This window comes from Streptomyces sp. EDA2-14, from assembly GCF_054963755.1.
In genome coordinates this window covers 1-17712 of sequence record NZ_JBUEGE010000018.1, presented here as the reverse complement: position 1 = coordinate 17712, position 17712 = coordinate 1, and the positions used below count along the sequence as shown (strand labels likewise).

18 protein-coding genes are annotated in these 17712 nt (G+C 70.9%); 11 read left to right on the top strand and 7 right to left on the bottom strand.

Going from position 1 to position 17712, the window contains the following annotated elements; all coding sequences use genetic code 11:
- Nucleotides 1-11: 11 nt before the first annotated feature.
- Together ACY34M_RS31985 and ACY34M_RS31980 are read left to right on the top strand one after the other, a co-directional pair.
- The gene (locus ACY34M_RS31985) at nt 12-845 is read left to right on the top strand and encodes a sugar phosphate isomerase/epimerase family protein (protein WP_462721988.1); all 834 of its coding nucleotides are present in this window, start codon (nt 12-14) and stop codon (nt 843-845) included.
- 99 nt (nt 846-944) lie between these two features.
- A complete protein-coding gene (locus ACY34M_RS31980; protein WP_462721989.1) occupies nt 945-2249 on the top strand; it encodes an MFS transporter in 1305 nt (434 codons plus the stop codon).
- A gap of 70 nt (nt 2250-2319) precedes the next feature.
- On the opposite strand, the gene ACY34M_RS31975 is transcribed toward ACY34M_RS31980, so the two are convergent.
- The 4 genes from ACY34M_RS31975 to iolC form a co-directional block, all read right to left on the bottom strand.
- A complete protein-coding gene (locus ACY34M_RS31975; RefSeq protein ID WP_462721990.1) occupies nt 2320-4122 on the bottom strand; it encodes an ABC transporter permease/substrate binding protein in 1803 nt (600 codons plus the stop codon).
- The gene (locus ACY34M_RS31970; RefSeq protein WP_462721991.1) at nt 4115-5230 is read right to left on the bottom strand and encodes a quaternary amine ABC transporter ATP-binding protein; all 1116 of its coding nucleotides are present in this window, start codon (nt 5228-5230) and stop codon (nt 4115-4117) included. The genes ACY34M_RS31975 and ACY34M_RS31970 overlap by 8 nt, the downstream gene beginning before the upstream one ends.
- 104 nt (nt 5231-5334) lie before the next feature.
- A complete protein-coding gene (locus tag ACY34M_RS31965) occupies nt 5335-6360 on the bottom strand; it encodes a Gfo/Idh/MocA family oxidoreductase (RefSeq protein WP_462721992.1) in 1026 nt (341 codons plus the stop codon).
- A complete protein-coding gene (gene iolC / locus ACY34M_RS31960) occupies nt 6350-7324 on the bottom strand; it encodes a 5-dehydro-2-deoxygluconokinase (RefSeq protein ID WP_462721993.1) in 975 nt (324 codons plus the stop codon). The genes ACY34M_RS31965 and iolC overlap by 11 nt, the downstream gene beginning before the upstream one ends.
- Nucleotides 7325-7457: 133 nt before the next feature.
- On the opposite strand from iolC, the gene ACY34M_RS31955 reads away from it, so the two are divergent.
- Complete coding sequence (locus tag ACY34M_RS31955) at nt 7458-8105, top strand: CatB-related O-acetyltransferase (RefSeq protein ID WP_462721994.1); 648 nt, start codon at nt 7458-7460, stop codon at nt 8103-8105.
- Between the two features lie 23 nt (nt 8106-8128).
- Here ACY34M_RS31955 and ACY34M_RS31950 read toward each other — a convergent pair whose 3' ends face one another.
- From ACY34M_RS31950 to ACY34M_RS31940, 3 genes are all read right to left on the bottom strand, one after another.
- A complete protein-coding gene (locus tag ACY34M_RS31950; RefSeq protein ID WP_462721995.1) occupies nt 8129-8503 on the bottom strand; it encodes a VOC family protein in 375 nt (124 codons plus the stop codon).
- A 99-nt stretch (nt 8504-8602) separates the two neighbouring features.
- Entirely contained in the window at nt 8603-10060 is a 1458-nt protein-coding gene (locus ACY34M_RS31945) for a purine-cytosine permease family protein (protein WP_462721996.1), read from the bottom strand.
- 40 nt (nt 10061-10100) lie between these two features.
- Nucleotides 10101-11030 (bottom strand): flavin reductase, encoded by a 930-nt coding sequence (locus ACY34M_RS31940; protein WP_462721997.1) that lies wholly within the window; start codon nt 11028-11030, stop codon nt 10101-10103.
- Between the two features lie 206 nt (nt 11031-11236).
- Between ACY34M_RS31940 and ACY34M_RS31935 the strand changes: the two genes are divergently transcribed.
- From ACY34M_RS31935 to ACY34M_RS31900, 8 genes are all read left to right on the top strand, one after another.
- Nucleotides 11237-11878 (top strand): amino acid synthesis family protein, encoded by a 642-nt coding sequence (locus ACY34M_RS31935; RefSeq protein WP_462721998.1) that lies wholly within the window; start codon nt 11237-11239, stop codon nt 11876-11878.
- Complete coding sequence (locus ACY34M_RS31930) at nt 11875-12426, top strand: amino acid synthesis family protein (RefSeq protein ID WP_462721999.1); 552 nt, start codon at nt 11875-11877, stop codon at nt 12424-12426. The genes ACY34M_RS31935 and ACY34M_RS31930 overlap by 4 nt, the downstream gene beginning before the upstream one ends.
- 9 nt (nt 12427-12435) lie before the next feature.
- Nucleotides 12436-13182, top strand: a complete 747-nt coding sequence (locus ACY34M_RS31925) for an alpha/beta fold hydrolase (protein ID WP_462722000.1) — start codon at nt 12436-12438, stop codon at nt 13180-13182.
- Nucleotides 13175-14662: an aldehyde dehydrogenase gene (locus tag ACY34M_RS31920; protein WP_462722001.1), complete on the top strand. Its 1488-nt coding sequence runs from the start codon at nt 13175-13177 to the stop codon at nt 14660-14662. The genes ACY34M_RS31925 and ACY34M_RS31920 overlap by 8 nt, the downstream gene beginning before the upstream one ends.
- Before the next feature lie 5 nt (nt 14663-14667).
- Entirely contained in the window at nt 14668-14880 is a 213-nt protein-coding gene (locus ACY34M_RS31915; RefSeq protein ID WP_462722002.1) for a tautomerase family protein, read from the top strand.
- Nucleotides 14877-15923 carry an LLM class flavin-dependent oxidoreductase gene (locus ACY34M_RS31910; RefSeq protein WP_462722003.1) on the top strand — a complete coding sequence of 349 codons (1047 nt, stop codon included), beginning with the start codon at nt 14877-14879 and terminating at the stop codon, nt 15921-15923. Before ACY34M_RS31915 ends, ACY34M_RS31910 begins: the two co-directional genes overlap by 4 nt.
- 99 nt (nt 15924-16022) lie before the next feature.
- The gene (locus ACY34M_RS31905) at nt 16023-16718 is read left to right on the top strand and encodes a GntR family transcriptional regulator (protein WP_462722004.1); all 696 of its coding nucleotides are present in this window, start codon (nt 16023-16025) and stop codon (nt 16716-16718) included.
- Nucleotides 16719-16779: 61 nt separating this feature from the next.
- On the top strand, nt 16780-17646 hold the full coding sequence (locus ACY34M_RS31900; protein WP_462722005.1) for a GNAT family N-acetyltransferase: 867 nt from the start codon (nt 16780-16782) through the stop codon (nt 17644-17646).
- Nucleotides 17647-17712 lie beyond the last annotated feature (66 nt).

The window sequence follows — 17712 nt, the reverse complement described above, 5'->3', positions numbered from 1 at the left end:
ACCGACCCACCATGGCCACCACCCCTCAGCCCACCGGCACGCTCGCCGTCCAGTTGTTCAGCCTCCGCGAGGACCTGGACAAGGACCGCGCCGGCACGCTCTCCCGCCTCGCCGGCCTCGGCTACCGGTACGTCGAGCCCTTCGGCCTCGGCGACTGGCGCACCCCCGCCGACGAGCGCCTCGCCAAGGCCCGCGCCCTGCGCGCCGACCTGGACGCGGCCGGCCTCTCCGTCTGCTCCCTGCACGCCTCGATCGCCGCAGGCGAGCTCGCCACCCTCGCCGAGGAGTGCCGCATCCTCGGCACCGACACCGCCTTCATCCCGATCCCCGGCCTCGTCGAGGGCTTCGACGGCGGCGACCACTTCGGCCGCGACGTGTTCGGCGACCTGGACACCCTGACCCGGTTCGCCGCCCGGGTCACCGAGGCCGCCACCGAACTCGCCGGGCACGGCATCCGCCTCGGGTACCACAACCACGAGCTGGAGTGGACGACACTGCCCGAGGGCCGCAGCGGCTACGACGTGTTCTGGGAGCTGACCGGCCCGCAGGTCCTCGCCGAACTCGACGTCTACTGGGCCACCGTCGCCGGCCAGGACCCGGCCGCCGTCCTGCGCGCCCTCGACGGCCGCGTGGTGGCCGCCCATCTCAAGGACGGCAAGGCGGTGCGCGAGGAGCCGCAGACCCCGATCGGCACGGGCGACGTCGGCATCCCCGCCGCCATCGAGGCCGGCGGCCCCACCCTCACCTGGCACATCGCCGAAATCGACACGACCGACCTCGACCGCTTCGACCTCCTGGCGCGCAACAGGGACGCGCTGCTCGGGCTGGGGCACACACAGGCCTGACGCGCACACCCCGTCGGACCGGGACACCCACCCCCACCGCACGCCGCCGGTGTCCCGGCCCGGTCCCCCCATCCACCCTGGCTCGCAAGGAGGCGAACCATGGGAACCCCCGACCCGTCCGGCGCCGGTACCTCCACGACGGACTCCGCCGCCCCGGACGCCCCGGCCGTACCGCCGCCCACCCGCAAGGCCCCGCCCCGACTCCTCGTCTTCCTCGCGATCGCGCAGGCCGGCCTGTATCTCGCCCTCCTGACGCCCGTCTACGTCAGCCTCACGCTCAAGCTGCAGACGCTCACCGCCGACGGCGACGCGGTCACCGCCCTGGCCACCGTCTCCTCGCTCGGCGCGGCGGGAGCGTTCCTCGCCAACCCGGTCTTCGGCCGGATCAGCGACATGACCACGGGCCGCTTCGGTCGCCGCCGCCCCTGGCTGGTCGCCGGAGCGGCCGGACTCACCTGCTGTCTGCTGGTGATCGCCCTCGCCCCCAACGTGGCCACCGTCGCGGTCGCCTGGTTCTTCGGGCAGGTCTGCGCCAACGCCGCGCTCGCCGCCTACCTGGCCTCCGTGGCCGACCAGGTCCCGACCCACCAGCGCGGCCGGGTCTCCGGCCTCATCGGACTGATGCAGAACGCCGGTGTGCTGGGCGCCGCGTACGCGGGTCAACTCCTCGGCCGCGACATGCTGTTGCTGTTCATGGTGCCGGGCCTCGTGGGCCTCGCCGCGATGGTCCTGTACGCCGTGGCACTCCCGGACGTGGCGCTGCGCGAGCGCCCCCGGACCGACGGCGGTCTGCTCACCGTGGTCAAGACGTTCTGGGTGAACCCGCGCCAACACCCGGACTTCGCCTGGGCGTTCGCCTCCCGGTTCATGGTGATCCTGGCGTCGTTCATGTTCACCACGTTCCGGCTCATGTACCTGGAGCACCAGCTCGACCTGTCCGTGAGCGAGGCCACCGGCGCGATGGCCACCGGCATCCTCGTCTACACGGTCGCCCTGATGGTGGCCTCGCAGACCGCCGGATGGCTGTCCGACAAGACGGGCCGCCGCAAGGTGTTCGTGGCGGGTGCCACCCTGCTCTTCGGGATCGGCACGTACATGCTGGTGCACGTCGACTCCGTGGGGGCCTTCTACTGGGCCGAACTGGTGCTCGGGCTCGGCTACGGCATGTACATCGGCGTCGACATCGCCCTGGTGATGGACGTCCTGCCCGACCCCGACAACGCGGCGAAGGACCTCGGTGTCTTCAACGTCGCCAACGCCGGCCCCCAGGCCCTCGCCCCCGGCCTCGCCGGTTTCCTCGTCACCACGGTCGGCGGCGACAGCTACGCGACGATGCTGCACGTGGCGACGGTGATCTGCGTGGTGGGTGCGCTGGTGGTGATACCCATCAAGAAGGTGCGCTGAGTACGCACGCGCGGAGGGGGCGGCCCACGGGCCGCCCCCTCGACTCGTCCGCATCGACTGCGGCCGTGCGCTACTTCTTGACCGGAGTCATCTTCTCCGCGAAGCCGGGGTGCTTCTTCAGCCAGGAGCGGACCGCGTCCTGCTGTTCGCCCTTGTCCACCTTGTTGATCTCGGACTCCAGCTCGGCGAGCTGCTTCTCGTTCATCTTGAAGTTCTTCAGCCAGCCGGCCACGCGGGGGTGCTCGTCGGAGAAGCCCTTGTGGCCGACGCCGCGCAGGTCGTCGCCCTTGCCCCAGGCGTCCTTCGGGTCCTTCAGGTTCTTCATGTCGAAGTCGGCGTAGGCCCAGTGCGGGGTCCACAGGCTCACGACGATCGGCTTCTTCGCCGCGTACGCGCGCTTGAGCTCCGCGAGCATCGCGGGCGTGGAGCTGTCGACGACCTTGAACTTGGAGCCGAGGCCGTAGGTCGGCACGACCTTCTTCTTCAGGATGGCCGTCATGCCCGCGCTGGCCTCGATGCCCGTGATCCTGCCGCCGAACTCGCTCGCGTGACTGTTCAGGTCGGCGAGGGAGTTCACGTCCTTCATGTACGCGGGCACGGCCAGCTTGTTCTCCATCTTGCCCGTGTACCAGGTGCCCAGCGTCTCGACGTCCTTGTGGTACTTCTTCCAGTACGGCGCGTGGGTGATGGGGAGCGCGGCGTCGGTCTGGAAGTCGACGTCGCCGCGCGACAGCGCGGTCCACAGCGGTCCGAGCTCGAACTGCTTGACCTGCACCTCGTAGCCGCGACGCTCCAGGGCCTCCTTCCACAGGTACGTGGTGGCGGTGGCCTCGTCCCAGGGGATGTAGCCGATGGTGATCTTCTCGCCGTTGCCGACGCCCTTGGCGGTGGACTTCCCGGAACCGCCGAAGACACCCAGTCCGCCCGCGACGAGGGCGAGGACGACGACGCCGATCCCGGCGAAGGCGGGGCGCGGACGGTGGTTCCACAGCTGCGCGCCGAAGCCGGTGACGGTGGCGCGGCGCTTGGCCGCGAGGCGCCGGCCGAGCGGCGACACCTGGGTGCCGAGCGCGCCGGTCATCCGGTCGAGGTAGATCGCGAGCAGCACGATGGCGATGCCGGCCTCGGCGCCCAGCCCGACGTTGAGCTGGCCGATGGCCTCGTTGACGTCGCCGCCGAGGCCGTCGGCGCCGACCATGCCGGCGATGGCGGCCATGGACAGGGCCATCATGATGACCTGGTTGACGCCGGTCATGACGGTGGGCAGCGCGAGCGGGAACTGAACGCGCAACAGGATCTTCCCGGGCCGGGTGCCGAACGCCTCGGCGGCCTCGACCAGTTCGCCGTCGACCTGCCGGATGCCCAGCTCGGTCAGGCGGACGCCGGGCGCCAGGGCGAAGACCAGGGTGGCGACGATGCCCGCGGGCGCGCCGCTGCCGAAGAACAGGATCGCCGGGATCAGGTAGATCATCGCCGGCATCGTCTGCATGAGGTCGAGGACCGGCCGCACGGCCGCGCTGACCCGGTCCGAGTACGCGGCCCAGACGCCGAGGGGCACCGCAATGACCAGCGCGAGGATCGTGGCGACGAGCACCAGCGACAGCGTCATCATCGCGTGTTCCCACAGTTCGAGGGAGTTGATGAAGGCGAAGCCGACGAAGGAGAGGACCCCTGCGAGCAGTCCGCGCAGCAGCCAGGCGCACACGGCGAAGATGCCGGCGAGGAGCAGCGGTTGCGGGGCGTCGAGCACGGCGAGGATGCCGTCGTAAGCGCCCTCGAAGACGGCCTTGAAGAAGTCGAACAGCCAGGCGGCGTTGTTCAGGAGCCAGTTGACCGCGGTGTTCACCCAGTCGCCGAAGGGGATTCTAGGCACGCGGGGTCACCTTGCTCGTGTCGTTCTGTTCGTCGCCCTGGTCGCCGGACGCGGCCTCGCCGAGCACGGACAGCAGTCGCCGCTGGCTCACCACTCCGGCCAGCACCTCGTCCTCGACGACGGCGACGGGCTCCGCGGACCGCTGCGCGCACGGCGCGAACAGGTCGGCGAGCGGGGTGTCGGGGCTCACGCGGGCGGGTGCCTGCTCCAGCAGTTCGGTGTCGGTGGGGCCCGATCCGCCGGAGTGCTCGCGCAGGGCCTCGGGGGACTCCATGATCGCACCGGCGGTCAGCACCCGCGAACGGTCGACGTCCTGGATGAAGTTGGCGACGTAGTCGCTCTCCGGGCGGACCAGGATGTCCTCGGGCGTGCCGTTCTGCACGATGCGGCCGTCGCGCATGACGGCTATTCGGTCGCCCAGGCGCATCGCCTCGTTGAGGTCGTGCGTGATGAAGACGATCGTCTTCTTGAGCTTCTTCTGCAGCACGAGCAGCTGGTCCTGCATGTCACGGCGGATCAGCGGGTCGAGGGCGCTGAACGACTCGTCCATCAGCAGCAGCTCGGCGTCGGTGGCCAGCGCGCGGGCCAGGCCCACGCGCTGCTGCATACCGCCGGAGAGCTCGTCGGGGAACGACTGCTCCCAGCCCTTCAGACCGGTCAGCTCCAGGGCCTGCGCGGCGCGCTCCTCGCGCTCGGCGCGCGGCACACCCTGCACGGCGAGTCCGTAGGCCGCGTTCTCCAGCACGCTGCGGTGCGGGAACAGGGCGAAGTGCTGGAAGACCATGCTGATCTTCCGGGAGCGGACCTCGCGCAGCTCCTTCGCGGGCAGCGAGGTCAGGTCCTGGCCGTCGAACTTCACGTGTCCCGACGTCGGGTCCGAAAGCCCGTTGAGCATGCGCAGCAAGGTCGACTTGCCCGAGCCCGACAGGCCCATGACGACGAAGATCTTGCCGGACTCCACCGTGAAGGAGGCGTCGATCACGCCCGCCGTGGTCCCTTCGGCCCGCAGCTCCTCACGGTCGGCCCCTTCGCGGAGCCGCTCGACCGCCTCTTCCTGTCGCCTGCCGAACACTTTGTACAGGTGCTCGGCCTCAAGCCTGACTGACACATGAACCTCGTTCTCATCGACCTGCGAAAGGTTGCAGAATCAAGCAATGTTCGTCGGCCGTGGCGCCTGCCCCGCCTTATGCGGACCAAACACGCGTCCAAGGTTCAGGTGACGTAGAACGCGGGGCGGTGAGGGATGTCCGTGGTGACGACCTGCCCCGACCTGCGGGATTCGACGGTGGCGCCGGTGATGACGGTGGCCGCGTAGCCGTCCCAGGCCGTGGGACCGGTGGGCGGGAGGCCCGCCGCCAGGTTCGCGACCCACTCGCGGAACTCGGTGTCGAAGGCGTCGGCGAACCGGCCCGTCCAGTCCGGCAGGATCGCCGTGCTGTGCGCGCCCGCAGTGCGCACCCCGACCGCCGCCGGGTCGGGCAGCCGCACGAGCCCCTCCTCGCCGACCGTCTCGCACTGGATGTCGTAGCCGTAGCGGCAGTTGACGAAGACCTCCAGATCGATCCGGACGCCTCGCGCGGTCTCGAACAGCATGAACTGGGGGTCGGTGAGGTGCGCGTGCTTGTGCGTCGTCGATCGCGGAACGATCACCTGGGCGGACACGATCTCGTCGTCCAGGAGCCAGCGCAGCACGTCGATCTCGTGCACGGCCGTGTCGAGGGCGGCCATGTCGGAGGTGTACGAGACCGGGGACGACTGGTTGCGGTGCGCGCAGTGCACCATCAGCGGGGTGCCGATCCGGCCCGCGTCGATGACCTCCTTCATCTGCCGGTAGCCCTGGTCGAAGCGGCGCATGAACCCGACCTGCACGAGCCGGCTGCCGTGCGCCTGCTCCGCCTCGACGATCTTCAGGCAGTCCGCGGCCGTGGTGGCGAGGGGCTTCTCGCAGAAGACGGGCTTGCCCGTGGCGATGGCGTTCAGGACGTGCTCGGCGTGGGTGGTGCCCGGCGACGTGACGAGCACCGCGTCGACCTCGGGGGCGGCGATCAGCGAGGCACCGTCCGCGTACACCCGCGCGCCGGGGTACCGCGCCGCCTCGGCCGCGCGCTCCGCGTCGATGTCGGTGACCGCGGTGACCCGCGCCCCGACGACCACGTCGGTGAGCCGGCGGATGTGCTCCCGCCCGATCCAGCCGGCCCCGATGACACCTATGCGCACAGTCGTCTCCTCATCGCTCACCGTTCACCTCGCGCAGCTTCTCCTCGACCTCGGACGCGGTGGGCATGGCGTCCGAGCACGCGAGCCGGCCCGCCACCAGCGCGCCCGCGGCGTTGGCGTACGCCACCGTCCGCGCCACGTCCCAGCCCGCGAGCAGCCCGTGGCACAGCGCCCCGCCGAACGCGTCGCCCGCGCCCAGGCCGTTGACCACGTCCACCGGCACCGGCGGCAGTTCGGCAACCGCGCCGTCGCGGTCCATGGCGAGCACGCCCTTGGGGCCCTGCTTCACGACGGCCAGCTCAACGCCCGCCTCCAGCAGGGCGGTTGCCGCCGCGTACGGCTCCCGCTCGCCCGTCGCGACCTCGCACTCGGCGAGATTGCCGACCGCCACCGTGGTGTGGGCGAGTGCCTCGCGGTAGATCTCGCGTGCCCGCCCGGTCTCCGCGGAGTCGGTGTCGGTGTCGTCCCAGAACATCGGCCGCCAGTCCAGGTCGAACACCGTCGTCCCGCTCCTGTCCCGGTGCCGCAGCGCGGCCAGCGTCGCCGCACGCGAGGGCTCCGCGCACAGACCGGTCCCCGTCACCCAGAAGATCCGGGCCGACGCCACCGCGTCCAGGTCCAGTTCCTCGGGGCGGATGTCCAGGTCCGGCGCCTTCGGCAGGCGGTAGAAGTACAGCGGGAAGTCGTCCGGCGGGAAGATCTCGCAGAACGTCACCGGGGTCGGCGCGATGTCCGACGTGCCGACGAACGAGGCGTCGACCCCGTAGCCCGCGAGGGCCGTCCGCACGAACTCGCCGAAGGGGTCCCCGCCCGTCTTCGTGATGACGGCCGTGCTCCGCCCGTACCGGGCCGCGGCGACCGCCACGTTCGTCGGGCTGCCGCCCAGGTACTTCCCGAACGTCGACACCTCCGCAAGTCCCACCCCGGTCTGGAGCGGATACACGTCCACTCCGGACCGGCCCATGGTCAACACATCGAACGGCATCTCGGCTGGCGTCCCTTCGCTCCGGAGCTTCTGGTGCGCGCTGGCCCGAGTACGATCGTCCTTGTTCAAATGTCATGTCAATGGGGTGACGGCCGGTGTCGGACCCCCTTCGAGCTCCGAAAGAGGGCGACCGTTGGCATCGAACCACCCTGCCGACCCGACCGTGCTGCACCCCGTGCCCGGGCAGCAGCGGGTGGTCCTGCTGAAACCCCTCGTCACCTCGCCCCTCATCGAGGTCGGTGACTTCTCGTACTACGACGACCCGGACGACCCGACCGCCTTCGAGACCCGCAACGTGCTGTACCACTACGGGCCCGAGAAGCTGATCATCGGGAAGTTCTGCGCGCTGGGGGAGGGCGTGCGCTTCATCATGAACGGCGCCAACCACCGCATGGACGGCCCTTCCACGTTCCCCTTCCCCATCATGGGTGGTTCGTGGGCCGAGCACTTCGACCTCATCACCGGGCTGCCGGGGCGCGGTGACACCGTGGTCGGCAACGACGTGTGGTTCGGCTACCGGGCGACGGTGATGCCGGGCGTCCGCATCGGCCACGGCGCTGTGATCGGCTCGGGGGCCGTGGTGGTCGACGACGTCCCCGACTACGGCATCGTGGGTGGCAACCCGGCCCGCCTGATCCGCCGCAGGTACAGCGACGCCGACGTCGACCGGCTGGTCGAACTGGCCTGGTGGGACTGGCCGTTGGAGCACCTGACCGCGCATCTGCCGACCGTGATGTCGGGGAGCGTCGACGAACTGGAGCGGGCCGCGCCCGGCACGTGAGGGCCGGGCGCGGCCCGTCGCGCTCAGTGCAGGCAGAGGCAGAACGGGTGGCCGGCCGGATCCGCGTAGACCCGCCAGTTGGTGCCGGGCCGGATCCGGTCCGTGCGCTCCAGGAGTGTCGCCCCGAGGGAGAGCACCCGCTTCTCGTCCGCCTCGAGGTCGTCCACGTCGAAGTCCAGATGGACCTGCTGCGGATGGTCCTGGCTGGGCCACTGCGGCGGCCGGTACCCCTCCACCCGCTGGCAGGCCAAGGGCGTGCCCTCGAACCCCACCACGTCGACCCAGTCGGGGTCGTCGGGGTCCACGACCACCCGGCCGCCGAGCAGCTCCGCGTAGAACTCGGCGAGCTGGACGGGGTCGGCGCAGTCCAGCGCGACCGCCTGCAGTTTTCGAATCACTTCCGGCACTCCTCGCTCTTGCGTCGCTTTGGCGACATCCTGCACGGGGAGTGCCTTACCCGCCACCGCGGCGGACACACCCGCCGCGGTGGCTCCGCGTCAGCCGCGCCCGATCAAGTCCGGTGCGCGCTCGGCCAGTTGCTCCTCCGTGGCGTCCGGCTCCTGCGCGGTGCTCTCGGCACCCTTGCGCCGCCACAGCGGCTTCAGCCGGTACGTGAAGAGGTACACGACGACCGCGACAGCGGCGGCGACGAGCATGCTCAGGTCGCCGGCTCCCGGGTGGGCCGCGGCGAAGGCGCCGGTGTAGATGTCGGACACCCAGAAGGGCACGGACGCCACGACGCCGGCCGCCCAGGCCACCAGGCCCCAGTCGATGATCCTGGAGCGGTCGTAGAGCTCGGCGATCCTGCGCGGGTCGCTGCGCCCGCCCAGGTAGAAGTCGATCAGGAGCACGGCGGCGAACGGCGCGATGAAGTACGCGGTCAGGTTCAGGAAGACCTTGAACTTGTCCTCCGTGCCGGAGGCGCCCCACAGGCTGATCCCGTAGGCGAGGACGCAGATAGCGGCCACCGCCTGCGTGCGGGTGACGGGGATCTTGAGGGTCTGGACGGAGATCGCGCCGCCGTAGACGTTGAGGAAGTTCTGGGCCAGGGCGGACAGGCCGACGGCGACGAGGGCCGGGACGGCGAACGGCCCCATCAGCTCGTGCAGCGCGGTGATCGTGTCCGAGCTGGAGGCGGAGGCGCCGACCACGACGCCCAGGATGCCGAGCCAGGCGATGGTGAGGAAGTTGCCGAGGGCGGTGTACCAGGTGGTGTGCCGGACGACCTTCGCGGTGTCGGGCAGATAGCGCGAGTAGTCGGAGGCGAAGGGCATCCACGCCACGAGGAACGCCAGGAACCAGCCGCCCAGCGTGATCGACCCGCCCGCCGCGCCGACATAGCCGTCCGCGTGCGGATTCGCCTCGAAGAGGCTGCCGCCGCGGACCACCGCCACGACCGTGATCAGGACGAACAGCGGGGTGAGGACGTACGTCAGTGCCCGCTGCAAGAAGTTGATCATGTTGTAGCCGAAGATGGCCACGACGAGCTCGACCACGGTGAGCAGCAGCGCACACAGCCAGTACGGCAGGTGACTCAGCTCGGCGAAGGCCTTGCCGCCGAGGATGACCGTGACGGCCGCCCAGCCCACACCGGAGAACACGTTGATGTAGGCGACGGGCAGGAAGTTGCCGAAGAAGCCCAGCGGCCCCCGGGCCTGGATCTGCTGCGGCACACCGAGGCGGACACCCATGCGGGACATGACGGCCATCAGGACGGCGCCGACACCGGCGCCGACGACGATCGCGCCGACGGCGGTGGCGAAGCTGAGCCCGAACCACGCGGCGCTGAAGCCGAGCAGGATGACGGGGAAGTTCAGTCCCGCGGCGAACCACACGAAGAACTGTGAACTCGGCTTTCCGTGCCGCTCACTGTCGGGGATGTGGTCGACGCCGAACGGCTCGACCTTGGTGACGGCGCTGCCGTAGACGGGCGGGCCTTGGGAATCATGGGTCATGACGTGCTCCGAAGAACGTGGTTGCGGGGGCGGACGCGAGTCACCACGGAAGGGGCGCCGTCTGCGAGATGTCGAAGAAGCCGCCACCGCTGTAGACAAGCGGGGCGAGCTCGGAATGACCAGCAGACACTACACGTCCGGTGAAGACGGTGTGACTCCCGGCCTCCAGGCGCTCGCCGATCTCCACCTCCAGCTGCGCCGCGGAGCCGGCGAGCAGTGGGGCGCCGTGCTCGCCGGGCGCCCAGTCGAGGGCGGCGAACTTGTCGGTGCCCTTGCTCGCGAACACCTTCGCCACGTCGAGCTGGTCCGCGGCGAGGATGTTGATGCCGATGTGGCTCGCGCGGTGCAGCGCGGGGTGTGTCGACGAGCTGCGCTGGACGCACACCAGGACCATCGGCGGGTCGAGCGAGATGCTGGAGAAGGCGTTCACGGCGAGTCCCTTGGGGGTCCCGTCGTCGTCGGTGGTCACCACGGTGACACCGGTGATGAACTTGCGGTGCACCCCCTTGACCAGGTCGGCGTCGACGGCGGCCTCGTGCGCCGTCGTGATGATGCCGAGCGACTCCAGGAGCTGGCGGGAGTCGAAGGTGACCGACTCCTCGGTGACGGTGTCACCGTCGAAGCGGGCGAAGGTGGCTCCCGACACCTCGACGGGCCGTCCGGTGGGCGGCACACCCATGAAGGTGTCGGTGTGCCGGCCGGTGCTGCGCCAGCGGACGGCCAGCCGGTCCCCGTCCTCGACCAGGTCCTCGATCTCGGTCTGCAGATCGGGGAACGCCGCGCGCACGGCGCTGATGCTCTCCTTGAACCCGGCGCGGTCCTGGGCGGTGCCGGCCGGCCCGCGGCGGCGCACGTAGCCGGGGCTCAACACGGCGTCCAGGGCGTCGACTTCGCCCCGGTTCCAGGCCGCGTCCCAGGCGGCGCGGAGGCGGGCGGGGCGGTCGGTGGCGTGTTCCAGGGCGAGTGACATGGCGGCTCCATCGATCGGCTTCTGCGGCTCTTGCATGGCAGAGCTGTTGTATGGCAGAGGACGGTAGGAATCGGACCTCCGCGGTGTCAATGGTTCGGACGGAATTCCTTGCCCCTGACGGCCTTTTCCTGTGAACCCCATGGTCAGGGGCGGCCTTTCGCGGACAACCCTTGACGACCCACCGGGTGACTCTTAGCCTCACTGCCATGGCACAGCAAGCATCAGCAGGCCAACAACTGTGGGCCGAGCCCACACGAGGCAGACTGCGCAAGGTCGTCACCGTGGTGGACGAGGTCCTCCTGGAACTCGGGCGGCCGGTCGCCACCCCCGTACGCCGCGTCGCCGCGGCCGCCGTGATCGAGAACCCCTGGGCCGGACGCGGATTCGTCGCCGATCTCCAGCCCGAGGTGGAGGAGATCGCGCCCGGCATCGGCCGCCTCCTCACCGACCGGCTGATCGAGACGCTGGGCGGCGTGGAGCACGTCGAGGCGTTCGGGAAGGCGGCCGTCGTCGGGCTCGACGGGGAGATCGAGCACGGCGGGGCATTGATCCACACGCCGTACTTCGGCAATGTGCTCAGGGAACTGACCGAGGGCACCTCGATCATCGTGTTCAGCGACGACCGGCTCGCGGCCGGTGAACCGCTGACCGTCCCGGTGTGGCACAAGACCGCCGCCGCCACCCGCTCCCACTACCAGACCGTGCAGATCCGGGTGCCGGACGCGCCACGCCCCGACGAGATCGTCGTGGTGGCCGCCGCCGCCTCGGGGCCCCGCCCCAACGCCCGTATCGGAGACCGCCGCCAGGACCCCGTGGTCCGGCTCGCCGACTTGGAGACCGCCCGATGAACCTCCGCAAGATCCTGACCTACGTAGAAGAGATCCACGCCGAGGGCGGCCGCCCCGTCGACTCGGTCGCGCGCACCGCCGTGGTGCTCGCCGTGATCGAGAACCCGTGGGCGGGCCAGGGCTTCGTCACCGACCTGCTGCCCGGCATCGACGAGGTGGCGCCGCAGCTCGGCGAGCTGCTCGCGCCGCGCGTCGTGGAGGCCCTCGGCGCGCCCGTCGAGGCGTACGGGAAGGCCGCCGTCGTCGGCCTCGACGGCGAGGTGGAGCACGGCAGCGCACTGATCCACACGCTGAAGTTCGGCGACCACTTCCGCAAGGCGGCCAACGCCACCACGCTGCTGCCCGCCGTGGAGAAGCGCGCGGTCGCGGGAGGTGTCTTCGACATCCCGCTCAAGCACATCACCGACGCCACCATCCGCTCGCACCACCAGAGCATCGAGGTACGGGTCCCGGACGGGCCGCGCGCCGACGAGATCGTCATCGGTCTGGCAGCCGCCGCCCAAGGCCGCCCGCAGGCCCGCCTCGCCCCGCTCGCCACCGAGCAGTAGGCGACCGTCATGACCAAGCCGCCCCTCGTACTGCTGCACGGCGTCGGGCTCGACCGCACCATGTGGGAGCCCGTCACCGACCTGCTGGCCGACCGGTTCACCGTCGTCGCGCCGGACCTGCCGGGGCACGGCGCCCGCCCGCCCGTGCGCGGCGACGTGACCCTCGCGGAGCTGGCCGACGGGGTCGCCACGCACGTCCCTGCCGGCGCCCACCTGGTCGGGTTCTCGCTCGGCGCGCTCGTCGCCCAGCACCTCGCCCTGCACCGGCCGGAGCTGACACGCACGCTCGTCTCGGCCAGCTCCGTGTGCCGCCGCACCCCCACCGAGCGGGCGGCCGTCCAGGCCCGGCTGCACAACGCCGAGCGCGACTTCGCGGCGTCCACCCAGGCGTCCGTCGAGCGCTGGTACACCGGCACCACCGTCCCGGACGAGGTCGTCGACCGGACCCGGGCCACGCTCGCCGCCAACGACGTCGAGTCCTTCCTCGGCTGCTACCGGGTGTTCGCGAACGCCGACGCCGAACTCGGCCCGCGCCTCGGCGACATCACCGTCCCGTCGCTCGCCGTGACCGGGGAGAACGACCCCGGGTCCACGCCCGAGATGACCCACCGGCTCGCCGGGGCGCTGCCCGACTGCCGGGCCGTGATCGTGCCCGGCGCGCGACACATGCTGCCCGTCGAGCGACCGGAGGCGTTCGCCGAGGCACTCACCACCTTCATCACCCAGAGCGCACATGGAGACACCACACATGTCTGAGCTCACGACCTGGAAGCACTTCATCGGCGGCCGGTGGGTCGAGCCGGCCGCGGGCGAGTACTTCGAGAGCACCGACCCGGCCACCGGCCGCACCCTCTACCGCGCGGCCCGCGGCACCGCCGCCGACGTCGAGCGGGCCGTCGCCGCCGCCCGCGCGGCCTTCGAGGACCCGGGCTGGCGCGCACTCAGCCAGACCAAACGGGGACACCTGCTGCGCCGCCTCGGCGACCTCGTCGCCGAGCACGCGGACGAGCTCGCCCTCATGGAGTCGCGGGACAACGGCAAGCTGCTGCGCGAGATGCGCGGCCAACTCGCCACGCTGCCCGAGTACTTCCACTACTACGCGGGACTCGCCGACAAGATCCATGGCGAGACCGTCCCCACCTCCGACCGGGCCGTCCTCAACTACACGGCCCGCGAACCCCTCGGCGTCGTCGGCGCGATCACCCCCTGGAACTCGCCGCTGACCCTGACCACCAGCAAGCTGGCCCCCGCGCTGTGCGCGGGCAACACGGTCGTCGTCAAGCCCTCCGAGTACACCTCGGCCACCGGCCTGCGCCTGGCCGAACTCGCCCTGGAAGCCGGCTTCCCGCCCGGCGTCGTCAATGTCGTCACCGGGTTCGGCGCCGAGGCGGGACAGTCCCTCGTCGACCACGAGGGACTCGCCAAGATCTCTTTCACCGGCTCCACCGCGACCGGATCGAAGATCGCCGCGACGGCCGCGGGCCGCTTCATCGGCACCACCCTCGAACTCGGCGGCAAGTCCCCGCAGATCGTCTTCGAGGACGCCGACGTCGCGAACGCCGCCATGGGCGTCGTCGCCGGGGTCTTCGCCGCCGCCGGACAGACCTGCATCGCGGGCAGCCGCGTCTTCGCCCACCGCTCCGTCTACGACGAGCTGCTGGAGCGGGTCTGCGAGCGCGCCAAGTCCATCCGCATCGGCGACCCCCTCGACGAGGCCACCGAACTCGGCCCGCTCGCCTTCGAGGCGCAGCGCGACAAGGTCGCGGCCTACGTCGAGCTCGGGCGGGAGGAGGGCGCCAGGGTGCTGACCGGCGGCGCCCCCACCGACGGCGGCACGGGCGGCTGCTTCTACGAGCCGACCGTCCTCGTCGACGTCGACAACAGCATGCGCGTGGTCCGCGAGGAGATCTTCGGCCCGGTCGTGGCGATCATGCCGTTCGACACCGAGGACGAGGTCGTGGGCCTCGCCAACGACACCGAGTACGGCCTCGCGGCCGGCATCTGGACCACCAGCCTGTCCCGCGCCCACCGGGTGGCGGGCCGCCTCGACGCCGGGACCGTCTGGGTCAACACCTACCGGGCCATGTCCCCGATGTCCCCGCGCCAGGGCTTCAAGTCCAGCGGCGTCGGTGTCGAGCACGGAACCGAGACCATCAAGGAGTACACCCGGCTCAAGAGCGTATGGATCAACACGAGCGAGGAGCCCGTGGCCGATCCGTTCACGATGCGGAGCTGACCGCCGTGCCCCAGATCACCGTCACGCTCGCCGAGGGCCGAAGCCCCGAGCAGATCAGGACCCTGCAGCACGAGATCCACGCGGCCGTGCTGCGCTCGGTCGACACCCGCCCCGAGTACATCCGGGTCGTCGTCCACGAGGTGCCCACCACGCACTGGTCCACCGCAGACACCACGCTCGCGGAAATGCGGGCCACCACCGCGAAGGAGTTGTCATGAGGTTTTCGCTGTTCGTGCACATGGAGCGCTGGGACGAGAACACCACCCACCGCGAACTCTTCGAGAACCTCACCGAGCTGACGCAGATGGCCGAGGCCGGCGGGTTCAGCACGGTGTGGGTCGGCGAGCACCATGCCATGGAGTACACGATCTCGCCCAACCCGATGCCGATCCTGGCGCACCTGGCGGCGAAGACCGACACCATCCGGCTCGGCGCGGGCACCATCATCGCCCCGTTCTGGCACCCGGTGCGGGCCGCGGGGGAGACCGCGCTGCTCGACGTGATCAGCAACGGCCGGGCCGAGGTCGGCATCGCCCGCGGCGCCTACCAGATCGAGTTCGACCGCCTCGCGGACGGGCTCGCCGCGAGCGACGGCGGCAAGCACCTGCGCGAACTCGTGCCCGCCGTACGGGCGTTGTGGCAGGGCGACTACGCGCACGACGGCGAGATCTGGCAGTTCCCGACGTCGACGAGCGTGCCCAAGCCGGTGCAGCAGCCCACCCCGCCGATGTGGGTCGCGGCCCGCGACCCCGCCTCGCACGACTTCGCGGTCGCCCAGGGCTGCAACGTGATGGTCACCCCGCTCATGAAGGGCGACGAGGAGGTGGCCGCGCTCAAGGAGAAGTTCGACACCGCCGTGGCCAACCACCCCGAGGTGGAGCGCCGCCCCGACATCATGGTGCTGCGCCACACCCACGTGCACGCCCCCGAGGACCCGGAGGGCTGGCGCCCGGCGGCCGAGGGCATCAACAAGTTCTACCGGACCTTCGACGCCTGGTTCGGCAACAAGAAGAGCCCGGACAACGGCTTCCTGGAGCCCAGCCCGGAGGAGAAGTTCGCCGAGCGCCCCGAGTTCGCCCCGGAGGCCCTGCGCAGGACCGCGATGATCGGCACGCCCGCCGAGGTGATCGAGCGGCTGCGCGGCTACGAGGAGCTCGGCGTCGACGAGTACAGCTTCTGGATCGACAACACGCTCTCCCACGAGGAGAAGCGGGAGTCGCTGAAGCTGTTCATCAAGGAGGTCGTCCCGGCCTTCCAGTAGGCCCGGCGGCCCCACGGCATTGCCCGCCCTCTTGCATGGCAATTCCGGGTTTCCCCGTCAATTGACGCCGTGCGTCCCCGAAGACTAGGTTCTCGTGCCATGCAAGAGCCCAACCGACCCGCCCCCAGGCCACTGCAGCAGACCAGCATGCAGGCGAAGGTCGCCGAAGAGCTGCGCCGGATGATCATCAGTGGGGAGCTGCCGCCGCGCTCCAGCCTCTCCGAGATGACGCTGTCGCAGACCTTCGGCGTCAGCCGTACCCCGATCCGCGAGGCACTCAAGCAGCTCCAGATCGAGGGCCTGGTGGAGGTGCGGCCCCGGGTCGGCACGTTCGTCGCCGTCCCCTCGCGCCGCGAGATCACGGAGCTCTTCCAGATGAAGGAGCTCCTGGAGGGCGCGGCGGCCCGCCTCCTCGCCTTCCGCGGCAACGTGCCGGAGGTGGAGCGCCTCGCCACCACGATGCGCGAGGCCGACGAGGCGGTGCGGGCCGGCGACTCGGAGAAGTACGAGAAGCTGGTGCACGACTTCCACGAGCTGATCATCGTCGGGGCCGACAACTCCAAGCTGGAGGCCCACTACCGCACCCTGATGAACCAGCTCGCGTACGCCCGCCTGGTGCGCACCTCCCTCGCCCAGCCCGGCCGCCTGAGCGAGTCCGACCACGAGCACCACCGCGTGCTCGACCTCATCCAGGCCAAGGACGGCGACGGGGCGGAGCGCGTCATGCGCGAACACGTGCGCCGCAGCCACCAGGCGCTCATGGCCGGGATGGACGACGACCGGTTCAAGGACTGACCGGGACGGCGCGCGGGAAATCGGATGCGGTCGCCCGCCCCCGTGGTGTGTGATCGGACGCATGACCATCGAGTTGGGGACACCGCGAGTCGACGAACTGGGCGCGGTGGCGGACACCCTGCGCGCATGGCAGCACGACGCCGGGGCGCCCCAGCTGCATCCGGGGGACCTGGGCTGGTACTGGCGCTCCGGTGCGGAGCGGACCGCCGCGGCCGTGCGGACCTGGCGGCACGGCGGGCGGATCCTCGCCGTCGGCCTGCTCGACGGCCCCGGCCTGCTGCGCCTCGCGCTCGCGCCTGAGAAGCACCAGGACCCTTCACTGGCCAGCGAGTTGCTCACCGACGCCGCCGAACCGGGGCGCGGTGTGCTGCCCGAGGGGTCCGCCGCCGTCGAGGCCCCGCGCGGCGCCCTGCTGCACACCCTGCTGGCCCAGTCCGGCTGGCGCCCCGGCGAGGCGTGGAGCCCACTGAGCCGCGACCTCACAGAGCCGGTCGAGTCCCCGGCCGTGCGGATCGAGACGGCGGGCCCCGAGCGCGCCGAGGCCTACGCGGCCGTGCACCGAGCGGCGTTCGACGGATCGACGTTCACCGGGGAGCGCTGGCACGCGATGGCGGACGGAGCGCCGTACGCGCGGGCGCGGTGTCTGCTCGCGTACGACGACGGGGGCGCGGCCGTCGCGGCGGTGACCGTGTGGTCGGCGGGGCCGGGCAGGCCCGGACTGCTCGAACCGATGGGCGTGCACCGCGCACACCGCGGGCGCGGCCACGGCGCGGCGATCTGCCTCGCCGCGGCCGCCGCCCTCCGCGAACTGGGCGCGTCCAGCGCCTTCGTGGGCACACCGAGCGCCAACACCGCGGCCGTCGCCACCTACAGTGCGGCGGGCTTCAAGGCGCTTCCCGAGGTACGGGACCGCTGCCGGCCGGAGTAGTCGCCCCTAGGGCCCTTCTGACGGATCAGGCTGGACCCGGAGGGCCGCACCATCCGGCTCCGCGAG